A 15,965-nucleotide genomic window follows, 5' to 3' on the forward strand; every position below is an offset into this window, starting at 1 on the left:
GGCACGCTCCCACAGGGGATCTCTGTCTGGTTCGGGAGCCTGACTGAATCAGGCTCCCCTTAGCGGTTTACAGCTTGATCCACGTCGCCTTCAGCTCGGTGTACTTGTCGAAGGCGTGCAGCGATTTGTCGCGACCGTTGCCCGACTGCTTGAAGCCACCGAACGGCGCGGTCATGTCGCCACCATCGTACTGGTTGACCCACACGCTACCGGCGCGCAGGGCCTTGGCAGTCAGGTGCGCCTTGGAGATGTCCTGGGTCCACACCGCTGCGGCCAGACCGTATGGCGTGTCGTTGGCAATCTGGATGGCTTCTTCGGCGCTGTCGAAAGCGATCACCGACAACACTGGGCCGAAAATCTCTTCCTGAGCAATCTTCATCGCATTGCTCACACCATCGAAAATGGTTGGCTCGACGTAAGTGCCACCGGTCTCCTGGAGGATGCGCTTGCCGCCGGCGACCAGTTTGGCGCCATCGCTATGGCCGGATTCGATGTACGACAGCACGGTGTTCATCTGCTGGGTATCGACCAGCGCACCGACGTTGGTCGCCGGGTCCAGCGGATTGCCGGGCTTCCAGGTTTTCAGCGCCTCGATCACCATCGGCAGGAATTTGTCCTTGATCGAGCGCTCGACCAGCAGACGCGAACCGGCGGTGCAGACTTCGCCCTGGTTGAAGGCGATGGCGCTGGCGGCGGATTCAGCGGCGGCCTGCAGATCCGGCGCATCGGCGAAGACGATGTTCGGGCTCTTGCCGCCGGCTTCCAGCCAGACGCGCTTCATGTTCGATTCGCCGGCGTAGACCATCAGTTGCTTGGCGATCTTGGTCGAGCCGGTGAAGACCAGCGTGTCGACATCATTATGCAGACCCAGCGCCTTGCCGACGGTGTGGCCATAGCCCGGCAGCACATTGAGCACGCCTTTCGGAATACCGGCTTCAATGGCCAGCGCAGCGATACGGATGGCGGTCAGCGGCGACTTTTCCGACGGCTTGAGGATCACCGAGTTGCCGGTCGACAGCGCCGGGCCGAGTTTCCAGCAAGCCATCATCAGCGGGAAGTTCCACGGCACGATAGCGCCGACCACGCCCACCGGCTCGCGAGTCACCAGGCCCAGTTGGTCATGCGGGGTCGCGGCGACTTCGTCGTAGATCTTGTCGATCGCTTCACCGCTCCAGCTCAGCGCCTGCGCCGCACCCGGCACGTCGATGTACAGCGAATCGCTGATCGGCTTGCCCATGTCGAGGGTTTCCAGCAGCGCGAGTTCTTCGGCGTGCTGTTTCAGCAGGCTGGCGAAGCGGATCATGGTGGCTTTGCGTTTGGTCGGCGCCAGGCGCGACCAGACGCCGGAGTTGAAGGTGGCGCGGGCGTTTTCTACAGCACGGTCAGCATCGGCGGCGTCGCAGCTGGCGATCTTGCCGAGCAAGCGGCCATCGACCGGGCTGATGCATTCGAAGGTTTCGCCGGAAACGGCGTCGGTGTATTCGCCATTCAGGAAGGCGCGGCCTTCGATTTTCAGATCGCGGGCGCGTTGTTCCCAGTCGGCACGAGTCAGGGTGGTCATTCGGGTGTCCTCCTCTTATTGAATACGAGCACCGCAAGCGCTGCGGCGCTGTTCAAGAATTCTGCCCGGCCAGCCTGCACTTTCGGCCCGAGGCACCCGCCACCCTAAACCAGCGACCGGGTTTGTTTCAATATATTTGACATAAGCTGGCCATACGGCCTTGCGGTGTTCATTTTAATAAACATAGACTTTGGCTCATTCCAGCCAACGCGCCGTCATTAACGGAGAAAACAACAATGAACATCCAGAACGTCGTCGACATCAGCCTCGCCAGCAGCGAAGCCGAGCGTTATCGCCCGGACCCGGCGAAAGTGCTCAAGGGCGACCCTGAGCAAGCGGTGTTTCATCAATACGACAGCCCTTGTGGGCAAATGGGTGTTGGTGTGTGGGAAGGCGCGGTGGGCCAGTGGACGGTGAATTACACCGAGCATGAGTACTGCGAGATTCTGCAGGGGGTTTCGGTATTGCGTGACAGCGATGGCAATGCCAAGACCTTGCGCGTTGGCGATCGCTTCGTGATCCCGGCGGGGTTTCGCGGAACCTGGGAAGTGCTGGAGGCTTGCCGCAAGGTTTATGTGATCTTTGAACAGAAGGCTTGAGATGTTTGCTGGCTGATCGGCCCTCATCGCTGGCAAGCCAGCTCCCACAGGTTTTGTGCATGACACAGGTTCTGTGAAGACCGGCAATCAATGTGGGAGCTGGCTTGCCAGCGATAAGGCCTAACCGGTCACCGCAGAATCCAAGCAAAAAAAAGGCCCGTATCTCACGATACGGGCCTTTTTCGCAGTCAGGAAAAATCAATTACTTGATTTTGCCTTCCTTGTACATCACGTGCTTGCGAACAACCGGATCATATTTCTTGATCTCGATTTTGTCCGGGGTAGTACGCTTGTTCTTGTCGGTAGTGTAGAAGTGACCAGTACCGGCGCTCGAGATCAAACGAATCAATTCACGCATGATTAGCTCCCTTAAATCTTGCCATCGCGGCGAAGTTCGGCGAGCACGACAGTGATGCCACGCTTGTCGATGATACGCATGCCTTTGGCAGATACGCGCAGACGCACAAAACGTTTCTCTTCTTCAACCCAGAAGCGGTGATGCTGCAGGTTCGGCAGGAAACGACGACGGGTTTTGTTGTTTGCGTGGGAAATGTTATTCCCAGTCACCGGACCCTTACCGGTAACTTGACATACTCTCGACATGCCTCAGCCCTCTAAAACCACATGCCCAACCCGGCATGGGTTGGCCGCTTAATCTCTCAGTCATTTGGCGCCAGGCGCCGCGTTTCTTTAGAGGTCTTACCGGCTACACCTACAGTGAAGGAACCGGGCCCCTAGAAAAGAGCGCTGCTTTATACCAGAAAGACCGGGGTGCAACAACAATCGGTGTGCAATCAATCGGCAAAAGGGCGATTTTTTCCGCCGCAGACGCCTTGGACAAAGGCTGCGGCCAGTTTTGACCACTCGTCGCAGAAATCCCGTCCTACAGGCGATTCAGACTTTTCATCGGGCGGCCCACGCTCGAAACCGCGCAAGAGTGCGCCTGAAAATGCAAAAAGGGGATAGTCATTTGCAATTCAGAGCTCTAGGGTAGGACTTTTCCAGACTGCACTTGCAGATGGGCCTTCGATCTGTAAAGGAAACCGACCATGCGCCTCGCTGCCCTACCCCTGTTGCTCGCCCCGCTCCTGCTGAGCCCCCTTGCCCAGGCCGCCGCGTTGAGCGTGTGCACCGAGGCCAGCCCTGAAGGGTTCGACGTGGTGCAGTACAACTCACTGACCACCACCAATGCTTCGGCTGACGTAGTGATGAACCGCCTGGTGGATTTCGACACCGCCAGCGGCAAGGTCATTCCGAGCCTTGCCGACAGCTGGGAAGTCAGCACCGACGGCCTCACCTATGTGTTCAAACTGCACCCGCAGGTGAAATTTCACACAACCGATTACTTCAAGCCGAGCCGCGAGCTGAGTGCCGAAGACGTAAAATTCAGCTTCGACCGCATGCTCGACCCGGCCAACCCGTGGCACAAAGTCGCGCAGAGCGGCTTCCCCCATGCGCAGTCGATGCAACTGCCAAGCCTGATCAAGAAGATCGACGCCCTCGACCCGCTGACCGTGCGTTTCACGCTTGATCATCCGGATTCGACCTTCCTCGCGACCCTGAGCATGGGTTTCGCCTCGATCTATTCCGCCGAATACGCCGACAAACTGATGAAGGCCGGCGCCACCGACAAACTCAACAGCCAGCCGATCGGCACCGGTCCGTTCGTGTTCAATCGCTTCCAGAAAGACGCGGCGATTCGCTACAAGGCCAACCCGGATTATTTCCATGGCAAGCCTGCCGTCGACCCGTTGATCTTCGCCATCACGCCGGACGCCAACGTGCGCCTGCAAAAGCTGCGGCGCAATGAGTGCCAGATCGCCCTGTCGCCGAAACCATTGGATGTACAGGCAGCGCTGAAGGAACCGACACTGAAAGTCGAAAAGACTGACGCGTTCATGACCGCTTTCGTGGGCATTAACAGCCAGCATCCGCCGCTGGACAAGCCGGAAGTGCGCCAGGCGATCAACCTCGCCTTCGACCAGGCCAACTACATCAAAGCCGTGTTCGAAGACACCGCCGAGGCAGCCAATGGGCCATACCCACCGAACACCTGGAGCTATGCCAAGAACCTGCCGGGCTATCCGCACGACGTGGCCAAGGCCAAGGCGCTGCTGGCCAAGGCCGGCTTGAAGGACGGCTTCCAGACCACGATCTGGACGCGGCCATCGGGCAGCCTGCTCAACCCGAACCCAAGCCTCGGCGCGCAGATGCTGCAGTCGGATCTGGCCGAGATCGGCATCCAGGCAGAAATTCGTGTGATCGAATGGGGCGAGCTGATTCGTCGCGCCAAGGCCGGCGAACATGATCTGCTGTTCATGGGCTGGGCCGGTGACAACGGCGACCCGGACAACTTCCTCACCCCGCAGTTTTCCTGCGCAGCAGTGAAGTCCGGGACCAACTTCGCCCGGTACTGCAACGCCGATCTGGACAAGCTGATCAGCGCCGGCAAGACCACTAGCGAGCAAGGCGTGCGCACCAAGCTGTATGAGCAGGCACAAGCGCAGATCCAGCAGCAGGCATTGTGGCTGCCACTGGCGCACCCGACGGCCTACGCTTTGACGCGCAAGGATGTTCAGGGTTATTCCGTCAGCCCGTTTGGCCGCCAGGATTATTCCAAGGTCAGCCTCAAATAACCTGCCTGACACACCGGTGGATGGAAACAATCTGTGGGAGCGAGCCCGCTCGCGAAAGCGGTCTTTCAGCAAACAATGATGCTGACTGATAAAACGCCTTCGCGAGCAGGCTCGCTCCCACAAGGTCCAGAATCGGCGCCGAGAACTACATCCAACCACACTCCGCCATCGACAGCGGCTCGCCGTCGCCGACGATGAAGTGATCGAGCACTCGCACGTCAATCAGTTCCAGGGTTTTCTGCAGGCGCTTGGTCAGCAGCCGATCTGCCTGACTCGGATCGGTGTTGCCGGACGGATGGTTGTGACACAGAATCACCGCCGCCGCGTTATTGGCCAGCGCGCGCTTCACCACCTCCCGGGGGTGCACGCTGGTGTTGTCGATCGAGCCGCGAAACAGCGCCTCGAAATTCAGCACCTGATGTTTCGAATCGAGAAACAGGCAGCCGAACACCTCGTGCGGCTCATGCCGCAGCATCGCCTTGAGATAATCGCGGACGACCTGAGGGTTTTCCAGTGCCGGTTTCTGTCGTGAACGCTCGGCCAGATGGCGCTTGCTCATTTCCTGCGCGGCTTGCAGCTGCGCGAACTTGGCCGGGCCGAGGCCCAGTTGTTTGCTGAATGCGTCCTGATCGGCCTCGAGCAGCAAACGCAGGCCACCGAATTGCGTCAGCAGATGTCTGGCGAGGTCCACAGCGCTTTTTCCGGGCAATCCGGTGCGCAGAAAAATCGCCAACAACTCAGCGTCCGAAAGACTCCCTGCGCCGTGTTCCAACAGCCTTTCCCGCGGCCGTTCCGCCGCCGGCCAATCGCGAATACTCATAGCACCTCCTTGTCTGTGGGCGCCGCTGTTCCGTAGCGGTCGCTGTGATATCGTAGCCCATCTTTTTGGCGGTCGATTCAATCCTGGGGAGGGGTATCGCGCCGCCGTCATCAACGAAATGAAAGGCAGACCTATGCAGCGGCTGTATCGGAAACGCATCGTTCTGGGCGTCGGCGGCGGCATTGCGGCCTACAAGAGCGCCGATCTGGTTCGCCGCCTGATCGACCAGGGTGCCGAAGTGCGCGTGGTCATGACCCATGGCGGCGCCGAATTCATCACCCCGCTGACCATGCAGGCCCTGTCGGGCCACCCGGTTCACCTCGACTTGCTCGACCCTGCCGCCGAAGCCGCCATGGGTCATATCGAGCTGGCGAAATGGGCCGATCTGGTGCTGATCGCCCCGGCCACCGCCGACCTGATCGCCCGTCTGGCCCAAGGCATCGCCAACGATCTGCTGACAACCTTGGTGCTGGCCACCGACGCCGTGGTTGCCGTCGCACCAGCGATGAATCAGGCGATGTGGCGCGACCCGGCGACCCAGGCCAACCTGCAACTGCTGGAAAGCCGTGGCCTGAAGACTTTCGGCCCGGCCTCGGGCAGCCAGGCCTGCGGCGACGTCGGCATGGGCCGCATGATGGAGGCCACCGATCTGGCCCTGCTCGCCGCTGATTGCTTCCAGCGCCAGGCCCTGACCGGCAAGCATGTGGTGATCACCGCCGGCCCGACTCAGGAAAACATCGACCCGGTGCGCTACATCACCAACCACAGCTCCGGCAAAATGGGTTTTGCCCTCGCCGAAGCAGCCGTGGAAGCCGGCGCCCGTGTCACTTTGATCAGCGGCCCGGTGCACTTGCCGACGCCTGATCGCGTGACGCGGATCGATGTGGTCAGCGCCCGCGACATGCTCGCCGCCTGCGAATCGGCCATGCCTTGCGACGTGTTCATCTCGTCGGCAGCGGTGGCGGACTACCGCCCTGAAGTCGTCGCCCCGCATAAACTCAAGAAAGATCCTACGAGCGGTGACGGCTTCGTCCTGCAAATGGTGCGCAACCCGGACATCCTTGCCACCATCGCGACCCGTCCCGACCGTCCGTTCAGTGTCGGCTTCGCCGCCGAAACCGAACACCTGCTCGACTACGCTGCACGCAAGCTGAAGGACAAGAATCTCGATCTGATCGTCGCCAACGACGTCGCCAACCCGAGCATCGGTTTCAACAGCGAAGAAAACGCCTGCAGCGTCATCGACCGTGAGCTGCACGCCACGGTTTTCGCCCAGACCAGCAAGAGCAAGATCGCTCGCCAACTGGTCACTTTTATCGCCGAACGTCTGAACCAGGTTTAATTTACATGCACGCTTTGCAAGCCAAGATCCTCGATCCACGCATCGGTACCGAATTCCCGCTGCCGCAATACGCCACACCGGGCTCCGCCGGCCTCGACCTGCGCGCCATGCTGGAACAGGACATCGTGATCAAACCGGGTGAAACCGTGCTGATTCCCACCGGCCTGTCGGTGTACATCGGCGACCCGAATCTCGCCGCGCTGATCCTGCCGCGCTCGGGCATGGGCCACAAACACGGCATCGTGCTGGGCAATCTGGTCGGCCTGATCGACTCCGATTACCAGGGCCCGCTGATGGTCTCCTGCTGGAACCGCGGCCAGAGCGACTTCACCATGACCGTCGGCGAACGCCTGGCGCAATTGGTGCTGGTACCGGTGGTGCAGGCGCATTTCGAAATGGTTGAAGAGTTTGTCGAGACCGAGCGCGGTACCGGCGGCTTTGGCCACACTGGCACCAAATAACCGGATAGAAATTATGGTGGTGAGGGGATTTATCCCCGTTGGGCTGCGAAGCGGCCCCAAGATTTTGGGTCTGCTGCGCAGCCCATCGGGGATAAATCCCCTCGCCACAAAAAATGCGCTATATCGGCAGCAGGTTTTAACACCGTAAATCAAGGTTTTGCCGGCCGAAAGCCACGCCAGCCGGGGCGTCATGGCCCTTTCATAGCACGAACTCTCTGTGGAAAACGCCGTCATACCCTTCAGTTTGAGCCTGCCGTCGAATCTTTCGCCGGTCTGTCCCGCCCTTTTCGAGATGGAGCATGTCCACAGATGAGCACCCCCGCCAAGATCGCCCCGACGCTGCCTGACAGCATTTTCCGCGCCTACGACATTCGTGGCACCGTGCCGGAATTCCTCAACGGTGAAACCGCCTACTGGATCGGTCGCGCCATCGGCTCGCAGAGCCTGGCCCAGGGCGAGCCGAACGTGTCGGTCGGTCGTGACGGTCGCCTGTCCGGCCCGGAGCTGGTCGCGGAACTCATTCGCGGCATCGCCGAGAGCGGTTGCCACGTCAGCGATGTCGGCCTGGTGCCAACGCCGGCACTGTACTACGCCGCCAACGTGCTGGCCGGCAAGTCCGGGGTGATGCTCACCGGTAGCCACAATCCGTCGAACTACAACGGCTTCAAAATCGTCATCGCCGGCGACACCCTCGCCAACGAACAGATTCAGGTGCTCCACGAGCGCATCAAGAACAACGACCTGAGCAGCGGCCAGGGCAGCGTCACCCAGGTCGAAATCCTCGACCGCTACAACACCGAAATCGTCCAGGACATCAAACTGGCCCGCCGCCTGAAAGTCGTGGTCGACTGCGGCAACGGCGCGGCCGGCGTGATCGCCCCGCAACTGATCGAAGCGCTGAACTGCGAAGTCATCCCGCTGTTCTGCGAAGTCGACGGCAACTTCCCGAACCATCACCCGGATCCGGGCAAACCGGAAAACCTCGTAGACCTGATTGCCAAAGTCAAAGAGACCAACGCCGATATCGGCCTGGCCTTCGACGGTGACGGCGACCGCGTTGGCGTGGTGACCAATACCGGCAGCATCGTCTACCCGGATCGCCTACTGATGCTGTTCGCTCGCGACGTAGTGGCGCGCAACCCGGACGCGGAAATCATCTTCGACGTCAAATGCACCCGTCGCCTGGTGCCATTGATCAAGGAATACGGTGGTCGGCCGCTAATGTGGAAGACCGGTCACTCGTTGATCAAAAAGAAAATGAAACAATCCGGCGCACTGTTGGCCGGCGAAATGAGCGGGCACATCTTCTTCAAGGAACGCTGGTTCGGTTTCGACGACGGCATCTACAGCGCCGCACGTCTGCTGGAGATCCTCAGCAAGGAAAAATCCACCGCGGAAGAGCTGTTTGCGACCTTCCCGAACGATATTTCCACGCCGGAAATCAATATCCATGTGACCGAAGAGAGCAAATTCAGCATCATTGATGCACTGCACGATGCTCAGTGGGGCGAAGGCGCCGACCTGACCACCATCGACGGCGTGCGTGTCGATTACGCCAAAGGCTGGGGCCTGGTGCGCGCGTCCAACACCACACCGGTGCTGGTGCTGCGCTTCGAGGCCGATGACGAGGCTGAATTGCAGCGCATCAAGGATGTGTTCCACGCCCAACTGAAACGCGTTGCACCTGATCTCCAACTACCGTTCTGATCCACCCGGAGCCCTGAATGACCCTCGAACGCGAAGCCGCCGCCAACACTGCCAAGGTCCTGTCCGAAGCGCTGCCTTACATCCGACGCTATGTCGGCAAGACCCTGGTGATCAAATACGGCGGCAACGCGATGGAAAGCGAGGAGCTGAAAACCGGCTTCGCCCGCGACATCGTGCTGATGAAAGCCGTGGGCATCAACCCGGTGGTCGTGCACGGTGGCGGCCCGCAGATCGGTGATCTGCTCAAGCGCCTGTCGATCGAAAGCCACTTCGTCGACGGCATGCGCGTTACCGACGCGGCGACCATGGACGTGGTGGAAATGGTCCTTGGCGGTCAGGTCAACAAGAGCATCGTCAACCTGATCAACCGCCATGGCGGCAGCGCCATCGGCCTGACCGGTAAGGATGCCGGGCTGATCCGGGCGAAGAAGCTCACCGTCTCCCGCCAGACCCCGGAGATGACCCAGCCGGAAATCATCGACATCGGCCATGTCGGCGAAGTCGTCGGCATCAATACCGAGCTGTTGAATCTGCTGGTCAAAGGCAACTTCATCCCGGTCATCGCGCCGATTGGCGTCGGTGAGAACGGCGAGTCGTACAACATCAACGCCGACCTGGTGGCGGGCAAGGTTGCCGAAGCACTGAAAGCTGAAAAGCTGATGCTGCTGACCAACATTGCCGGCCTGATGGACAAATCGGGCACCGTGTTGACCGGCCTGAGCACGCAGCAGGTCGACGACCTGATCGCCGATGGCACGATCTACGGCGGCATGCTGCCGAAGATCCGCTGCGCACTGGAAGCGGTTCAGGGTGGCGTAGGTAGTTCGTTGATCATCGACGGGCGTGTGCCGAACGCGATTCTGCTGGAAATCTTCACTGATACTGGCGTGGGTACGCTGATCAGTAATCGCAAGCGTCCTTGATGGCTGATCGCTGAAAGCAAAAGATCGCAGCCTTCGGCAGCTCCTACAGGGATTTCGCACATGCGGGAATCCGCTTTTGTAGGAGCTGACGAAGGCTGCGATCTTTTTTGTGCGCGCAGGAAACGCCTGACTCGACACAGCGAAACGTCCGACATCCCTCCAGAACAAATCTCCATAGGATCTTCCCCTCATCCAACGGAGATCTTCCCATGCAAAAAAACAGCGTTCCTTACGGCAGTGACATTTCGGCTGGCACTTACGCCTGCGTGGACTGCGGCCGAGAGTATTCAGCGCCTTCGCAGACTTCGATGCCGCCCTGCCCTGACTTCACCGAAGCCTCTCACCCACTCAAGGGCTGGAAAGTGCTCACCGGCCAAGGAGATGCACCCCAGGATCCCTACCCAGCCGCCAGCGACAAATAACCGGAGCGGCGACTCATGCAGATCTCGTTCACGATCGACGCAGATGCTTTCGAGCAGGAACAAAAGGAACCGGTAAAAAAGACCTTGCGCATCGGCGACGCTGAAATCGCCCATGCGCTGGAGCGCATCGCCAAAGCCAGCCTGACCGAATACCTGAAAATGCTGGTTGAGGGCGGCATGCCCAGCCGGGCGGACGAAGCCAAACAGGATCGCCTGCTGTATCTGATTCAGAGTTACTTCGGGCAAACCCTGCCGACCGAATCGCAGATCTCGACGATCTTTCAGCTGACACAGAGCCAAAGCAAAACCCTGCTGAAAAACACCGTTTCGCGTTTTCGCAACCAGCTCGACGACATCCTGCAGCACAGCATGCGCGCCGTAATCCAGTCCGCCGAGCATGCGCAAAACGTGTTTCTGGTGGTGATCAGCTCGGACGTGATCCGCGATGAATTGAACATGCTCATCACCCAGAACGAGCCGACCTTCAAACCCATCACCAAACGCAAGGGCAGCGCCGGGCAATTCGAGATCAGCGAAGATTCCCACGCATTGCTCTGTGCAACGCTGGGTCTGAATGCCGTTCAGTGACATCGTCGCGGTCAGTGGCTTGCTGCTGACCCTGACCACGTTCATGTTCAATCTGGCATGGCCGGCGCTTAATGCAGCGTTGGCTGAGGATGAATTTCAAAAAGGTTCGCAGGGCCGAAAGCGCAGTCGAGACAAGGTGATGGCAGCTTTCTACTGGCGAGCATTGCCATTGACGTGCGCGTTTGTGGCGCTGTTTTACGTCAACTTGCCGGCTGCGGTTAGCATCATCGACAGCAGCACGCTGGATTTGTGGGATTTCGATGTGGATCGCACGTTGTACGTGATGGTGGTTGTAGCGCTGCTGGTGTTTGCGCTGGTCAATGCGGGACTGGCGCTGAGACTGCTGATCAAATGGCAAAAACTGCGTAGACCACTGTAGGAGCTGCCGAAGGCTCGGGCCGCGATCGGACGATCTTTTGATCTTGATCCTGAAAAACAAGATCAAAAGATCGCAGCCTTCGGCAGCTCCTACAGGTGCGTATCACACGCCAAATTGGGCGCGGTACGCTTCCACGGCTGGGAGGTGTTGCTTGAGCTGCGGATCGTCGGCGAGGAACTCCAACACCTGATTCAGCGAGACGATGCTGATCACCGGAATGCCGAAGTCGCGCTCGACTTCCTGGATGGCCGACAATTCGCCGTTGCCACGCTCCTGGCGGTTCAGTGCGATCAGCACACCGGCGGCTTTGGCGCCGTCTTGGGAAGCGATGATCTGCATCACTTCACGAATGGCGGTGCCGGCGGTGATCACGTCGTCGATGATCAAGACTTCGCCAGTCAGCGGCGCGCCAACCAGGCTGCCGCCCTCGCCGTGGGCCTTGGCTTCCTTGCGATTGAAGCACCACGGCAGGTCACGATCGTGATGCTCGGCCAGCGCAACGGCGGTCGTGGCCGCCAGCGGAATACCTTTATAAGCCGGGCCAAACAGAACGTCGAACGGGATGCCGCTCTCGGTGATGGCGGCGGCGTAGAAACGCCCCAGCTGCGCCAGGGCCGAACCCGAGTTGAACAGGCCGGCGTTGAAGAAGTAGGGACTGGTGCGCCCGGACTTCAGGGTGAACTCACCGAAGCGCAAAACGCCGCGATCGATGGCAAAACGAATGAAATCGCGCTGATACGCTTGCATGAAAAAAACCCCAAATACCACGGATTTAGCTAATTAGCTTGACGCCGTGTATCATACACGCACGCGATTTTTGGGGCCATTTATGCGGATCATCAGTGTGAACGTCAATGGTATTCAGGCGGCAGTCGAGCGCGGTTTGCTCAGTTGGCTGCAAGCCCAGAATGCCGACGTCATCTGCCTGCAGGACACCCGTGCCTCCGCCTTTGAACTGGATGACCCAGCCTTCCAACTGGATGGCTACTTCCTTTATGCCTGCGATGCTGAAGTCCCTGCCCAAGGCGGCGTGGCTTTGTATTCGCGGTTGCAACCGAAGGCTGTCATCAGCGGTCTCGGTTTCGAGACGGCCGACCGCTACGGGCGCTACCTGCAAGCAGATTTCGACAAAGTCAGTATTGCCACCTTGCTGTTTCCTTCGGGGATGAACGGCGATGAGGACTTGAACCAGAAGTTCAAGCTCATGGACGATTTCGGCAAGTACCTGGACAAACAGCGACGCAAACGTCGCGAGTACATTTATTGTGGCTCGCTGTACGTTGCGCAGCAGAAACTCGACATCAAGAACTGGCGCGACAGCCAGCAATCTCCAGGCTTCCTGGCGCCGGAACGCGCCTGGATGGACGAGATTGTCGGCAACATGGGCTATGTCGATGCGCTGCGCGAAGTCAGCCGAGAAGGCGATCAGTACAGCTGGTGGCCGGATAACGAACAGGCCGAGATGCTCAATCTGGGCTGGCGTTTCGATTATCAGATCCTGACCCCGGGCCTGCGTCGCTCGGTGCGCAGTGCACGCCTGCCGCGTCAGCCACGGTTTTCGCAGCACGCGCCGTTGATCGTCGACTACGACTGGACGCTGACCATCTAAGCGTCGTATCGCAGCCAAAGAAAATGCCCGCATCGTGAGATGCGGGCATTTTTTATGCGCCGTGCTTCCTAAACCGCAGCGAAGAATGGCAAGGCCAGGTACAGCTTGATCACGATGACGTTAACGATATCGATGAAGAACGCTCCTACCATCGGCACCACCAGAAACGCGATTTGCGAAGGGCCATAGCGCTGCGTCACCGCTTGCATGTTGGCAATGGCCGTAGGCGTGGCACCCAGCCCAAAGCCGCAGTGTCCCGCAGCGAGTACGGCGGCATCATAGTTGCTGCCCATCACCCGAAACGTTACGAAAATCGCGAACAGCGCCATGACCAGCGCCTGCACGGCCAGAATGATGAAGATCGGCAATGCCAACGCCGCCAGATCCCAAAGCTTCAGCGACATCAGCGCGATCGCCAGAAACAGCGAGAGGCTGACATTGCCGAGCACGGAAACTTCACGCTCGAACACCTGATACAAGCCAAGTGCTGACAGACTGTTGCGCAACACCACACCTACAAACAGCACGCAAACAAACGTCGGCAGTTCGAACGCAGTGCCATGCAGAACGCCATTCAGAAGGTTGCCAGCGAGCAGGCTGACGGCAATCAGCGCCAGCGTCTCGACGAACGAAAACGGCGTGATTGAGCGTTCCTTGTTTGGCTGTTCAAAACCTCTTGGCAGTCGCGGCGCTTGTTGCGGATTGCAACCCGGCACTTGCACGCGCTTGATCAGCAACCGGGCAACGGGCCCACCGATCAGACCACCCAGCACCAGACCGAACGTCGCTGAGGCCAGCGCCAGCTCTGAAGCCGACGCCAGGCCATATTTCTCGCTGAACACCGCGCCCCATGCAGCGCCAGTGCCGTGGCCGCCGGCCAGCGTGATCGAGCCCGTCAGCAAGCCCATCAAAGGGTCGAGCCCGAGCAGGGTTGCCAACCCGATGCCCATGGCGTTCTGCACCACCAGCAAGCCAATGACCGCCAGCAGGAAGATACCGACAATGCGGCCGCCCTTCTTCAGACTGGCAAGGTCAGCACTCAAGCCAATGGTGGCAAAGAAAGCCAACATCAGGGGGGTTTGCAATGATGTATCGAAGCGGACTTCAATGTCGAAAGTGCGCAATATCAACAGGAGCACGGCAACCACAAGGCCGCCTGCTACCGGTTCAGGAATATTGTAACTTCGCAGAAAGCCGACACGCGTAACAAGTCCGCGTCCGAGCAGCAGTACTAAAGAAGCGGCCACGAGCGTGCCGTAGAAATCGAGCTCAATCATGTGGATTATTCTTGGCTAAGTATTCACGAGGCGAGCGTTTACCTGGGCTCGACGGGTGAACCGGCTGATTTTCTCAACACTGATTACTGGGGAATTCAAGTACCATCGATGGTTTGAACATATCGGAATGTTTCAACCGAAACATTACATCGGGCAACTTTAACAACCAGCTCGCGCCAATAACAAGAACGGGAATAAGCACTGGACCGATCAGTTGTGACCAAAGATGTAATAGAGGAACATCAGCAAATAAATGCCAAACCGCACATCGTTAACAGACTAGTCCTACAACAAAAACCAATTATTAAGTTGCACAAATAAAAATACCCCGATAAGTCGGGGTATTTTCATATTGCGACACAACAGACTTTCACTTGATCAATCGCCAGGTGAACGGATATCTGTATGGGAAACCTTCGTTGGCTTTGACCCCTGCAATGATCGTCAGGACCAGTGCGGCGATCGCCAACAAACCAAACAGGAAGAAACCAATGATCAGCAGCATGAGCAGGAAGCAGATCATTGAGGCTATCGCCACCGTGATCTGAAAATTCAACGCCTCTTTGCCCTGTGCATCGATAAAAGGGTCTTTCTCGCGCTTCATCTGCCATAGGATCAACGGCCCGATCAGATTGCCGAACGGAATCCAGATCCCCAGCAAGGCGGACAGGTGACAGAACATTGCCCACTGGCGAACCTCCTGGCTCGGTTTGGGCAGCAACTCTTGCTCGTCACTCATCATGTCCTCCTTGTGGTCGAAAACCTCAGTCGGCCAGTGCAGCCTTCTGCAGTTCGAAGATCTCGTTCATGCCTTTCTTCGCCAGTTCCAGCATGGCGTTCAAGTCTTCAGGCTGGAACGGCGCGCCTTCAGCAGTGCCCTGCACTTCGATGAAACCGCCGGTGCTGGTCATCACTACGTTCAGGTCGGTTTCAGCAGCGGAATCTTCAAGATAGTCCAGATCCAGCACCGGCTCGCCCTGGTACATGCCCACCGAGACTGCACCGATCATCTGCTTGAGCGGGTCACCGCCTTTCAGGCCGCCGCGCTTCTTGATCACTTTCAGGGCATCGACCAGCGCAACCATGGCGCCGGTGATGGACGCGGTGCGAGTACCGCCATCGGCCTGGATCACGTCGCAATCGACATACAGGGTCACGTCGCCAAGCTTGGACATATCCAGCGCCGCGCGCAGGGAGCGGCCGATCAGACGCTGGATTTCGAGAGTACGACCGCCCTGCTTGCCACGGCTGGCCTCACGCTGGTTACGCTCACCGGTGGCGCGCGGCAGCATGCCGTACTCGGCAGTCAACCAGCCCTGGCCCTGGCCTTTGAGGAAGCGCGGCACGCCATTTTCGACGCTGACGGTGCAGATGACTTTGGTATCACCGAATTCGACCAGTACGGATCCCTCGGCGTGTTTGGTGTAGTTGCGGGTGATGCGGATCGAGCGGAGCTGATCGGCAGCGCGACCACTTGGACGTTTCATAGGGATACCTGTACTGAGGACGGAAAACTGCCGAGCATTATAGAGCCCTGCACCGCGAGTGGGCACTGGTTAAAACCGCCGGCCGACGACCGAAGCCCCTCAAGCGCGCATAACCGACGGGCTGCAGCGCTTTGTCACACCGTGTGTTTGGGCG

The 15,965-nt window shown here is 58.9% G+C and carries 17 protein-coding genes and 1 pseudogene; 10 read left to right on the top strand and 8 right to left on the bottom strand.

Features of this window, described 5'->3' with window-relative positions:
• Positions 1-67: 67 nt before the first annotated feature.
• Entirely contained in the window at positions 68-1,561 is a 1,494-nt protein-coding gene (locus ACZ9BE_RS23695) for an aldehyde dehydrogenase (RefSeq protein ID WP_041476638.1), read from the bottom strand.
• Between the two features lie 236 nt (positions 1,562-1,797).
• On the opposite strand from ACZ9BE_RS23695, the gene ACZ9BE_RS23700 reads away from it, so the two are divergent.
• On the top strand, positions 1,798-2,160 hold the full coding sequence (locus ACZ9BE_RS23700) for a cupin domain-containing protein (protein WP_016772555.1): 363 nt from the start codon (positions 1,798-1,800) through the stop codon (positions 2,158-2,160).
• Between the two features lie 202 nt (positions 2,161-2,362).
• Here ACZ9BE_RS23700 and rpmG read toward each other — a convergent pair whose 3' ends face one another.
• Both rpmG and rpmB read right to left on the bottom strand, forming a co-directional pair.
• A complete protein-coding gene (gene rpmG / locus ACZ9BE_RS23705; protein ID WP_016772554.1) occupies positions 2,363-2,518 on the bottom strand; it encodes a 50S ribosomal protein L33 in 156 nt (51 codons plus the stop codon).
• 11 nt (positions 2,519-2,529) lie between these two features.
• Positions 2,530-2,763, bottom strand: a complete 234-nt coding sequence (gene rpmB / locus ACZ9BE_RS23710) for a 50S ribosomal protein L28 (RefSeq protein WP_007920377.1) — start codon at positions 2,761-2,763, stop codon at positions 2,530-2,532.
• Positions 2,764-3,209: 446 nt separating this feature from the next.
• Here rpmB and ACZ9BE_RS23715 point away from each other — a divergent pair, with 446 nt between their 5' ends.
• A complete protein-coding gene (locus ACZ9BE_RS23715) occupies positions 3,210-4,796 on the top strand; it encodes an ABC transporter substrate-binding protein (protein ID WP_476250001.1) in 1,587 nt (528 codons plus the stop codon).
• A 145-nt stretch (positions 4,797-4,941) separates the two neighbouring features.
• Here ACZ9BE_RS23715 and radC read toward each other — a convergent pair whose 3' ends face one another.
• A complete protein-coding gene (gene radC / locus ACZ9BE_RS23720) occupies positions 4,942-5,616 on the bottom strand; it encodes a RadC family protein (protein ID WP_095181239.1) in 675 nt (224 codons plus the stop codon).
• Positions 5,617-5,749: 133 nt separating this feature from the next.
• On the opposite strand from radC, the gene coaBC reads away from it, so the two are divergent.
• From coaBC to ACZ9BE_RS23755, 7 genes and pseudogenes are all read left to right on the top strand, one after another.
• On the top strand, positions 5,750-6,958 hold the full coding sequence (coaBC, locus tag ACZ9BE_RS23725) for a bifunctional phosphopantothenoylcysteine decarboxylase/phosphopantothenate--cysteine ligase CoaBC (RefSeq protein ID WP_016772551.1): 1,209 nt from the start codon (positions 5,750-5,752) through the stop codon (positions 6,956-6,958).
• 5 nt (positions 6,959-6,963) lie between these two features.
• Complete coding sequence (gene dut / locus ACZ9BE_RS23730; RefSeq protein ID WP_016772550.1) at positions 6,964-7,419, top strand: dUTP diphosphatase; 456 nt, start codon at positions 6,964-6,966, stop codon at positions 7,417-7,419.
• Between the two features lie 303 nt (positions 7,420-7,722).
• Positions 7,723-9,126, top strand: a pseudogene (locus ACZ9BE_RS23735) (phosphomannomutase/phosphoglucomutase); the annotation flags it as partial.
• A 17-nt stretch (positions 9,127-9,143) separates the two neighbouring features.
• A complete protein-coding gene (gene argB, locus ACZ9BE_RS23740) occupies positions 9,144-10,049 on the top strand; it encodes an acetylglutamate kinase (protein WP_016772548.1) in 906 nt (301 codons plus the stop codon).
• Between the two features lie 209 nt (positions 10,050-10,258).
• Positions 10,259-10,471, top strand: coding sequence for a hypothetical protein (locus ACZ9BE_RS23745; protein ID WP_056791581.1), 213 nt, complete (start codon positions 10,259-10,261; stop codon positions 10,469-10,471).
• A 15-nt stretch (positions 10,472-10,486) separates the two neighbouring features.
• Positions 10,487-11,059, top strand: coding sequence for a hypothetical protein (locus ACZ9BE_RS23750; protein ID WP_016772546.1), 573 nt, complete (start codon positions 10,487-10,489; stop codon positions 11,057-11,059).
• Positions 11,046-11,438, top strand: coding sequence for a hypothetical protein (locus ACZ9BE_RS23755; protein ID WP_476250002.1), 393 nt, complete (start codon positions 11,046-11,048; stop codon positions 11,436-11,438). Before ACZ9BE_RS23750 ends, ACZ9BE_RS23755 begins: the two co-directional genes overlap by 14 nt.
• 102 nt (positions 11,439-11,540) lie before the next feature.
• Here ACZ9BE_RS23755 and pyrE read toward each other — a convergent pair whose 3' ends face one another.
• A complete protein-coding gene (gene pyrE / locus ACZ9BE_RS23760; RefSeq protein ID WP_056791572.1) occupies positions 11,541-12,185 on the bottom strand; it encodes an orotate phosphoribosyltransferase in 645 nt (214 codons plus the stop codon).
• Between the two features lie 82 nt (positions 12,186-12,267).
• Between pyrE and ACZ9BE_RS23765 the strand changes: the two genes are divergently transcribed.
• Positions 12,268-13,047 (top strand): exodeoxyribonuclease III, encoded by a 780-nt coding sequence (locus ACZ9BE_RS23765; protein WP_016772543.1) that lies wholly within the window; start codon positions 12,268-12,270, stop codon positions 13,045-13,047.
• 68 nt (positions 13,048-13,115) lie between these two features.
• Here ACZ9BE_RS23765 and gltS read toward each other — a convergent pair whose 3' ends face one another.
• From gltS to rph, 3 genes are all read right to left on the bottom strand, one after another.
• Complete coding sequence (gene gltS / locus ACZ9BE_RS23770) at positions 13,116-14,324, bottom strand: sodium/glutamate symporter (RefSeq protein WP_056791569.1); 1,209 nt, start codon at positions 14,322-14,324, stop codon at positions 13,116-13,118.
• 370 nt (positions 14,325-14,694) lie between these two features.
• Positions 14,695-15,063, bottom strand: a complete 369-nt coding sequence (locus ACZ9BE_RS23775; RefSeq protein ID WP_016772541.1) for a DUF4870 domain-containing protein — start codon at positions 15,061-15,063, stop codon at positions 14,695-14,697.
• A 25-nt stretch (positions 15,064-15,088) separates the two neighbouring features.
• The gene (rph, locus tag ACZ9BE_RS23780) at positions 15,089-15,811 is read right to left on the bottom strand and encodes a ribonuclease PH (RefSeq protein WP_027610407.1); all 723 of its coding nucleotides are present in this window, start codon (positions 15,809-15,811) and stop codon (positions 15,089-15,091) included.
• Positions 15,812-15,965 lie beyond the last annotated feature (154 nt).

Source organism: Pseudomonas sp. TE9122 (assembly GCF_056278925.1).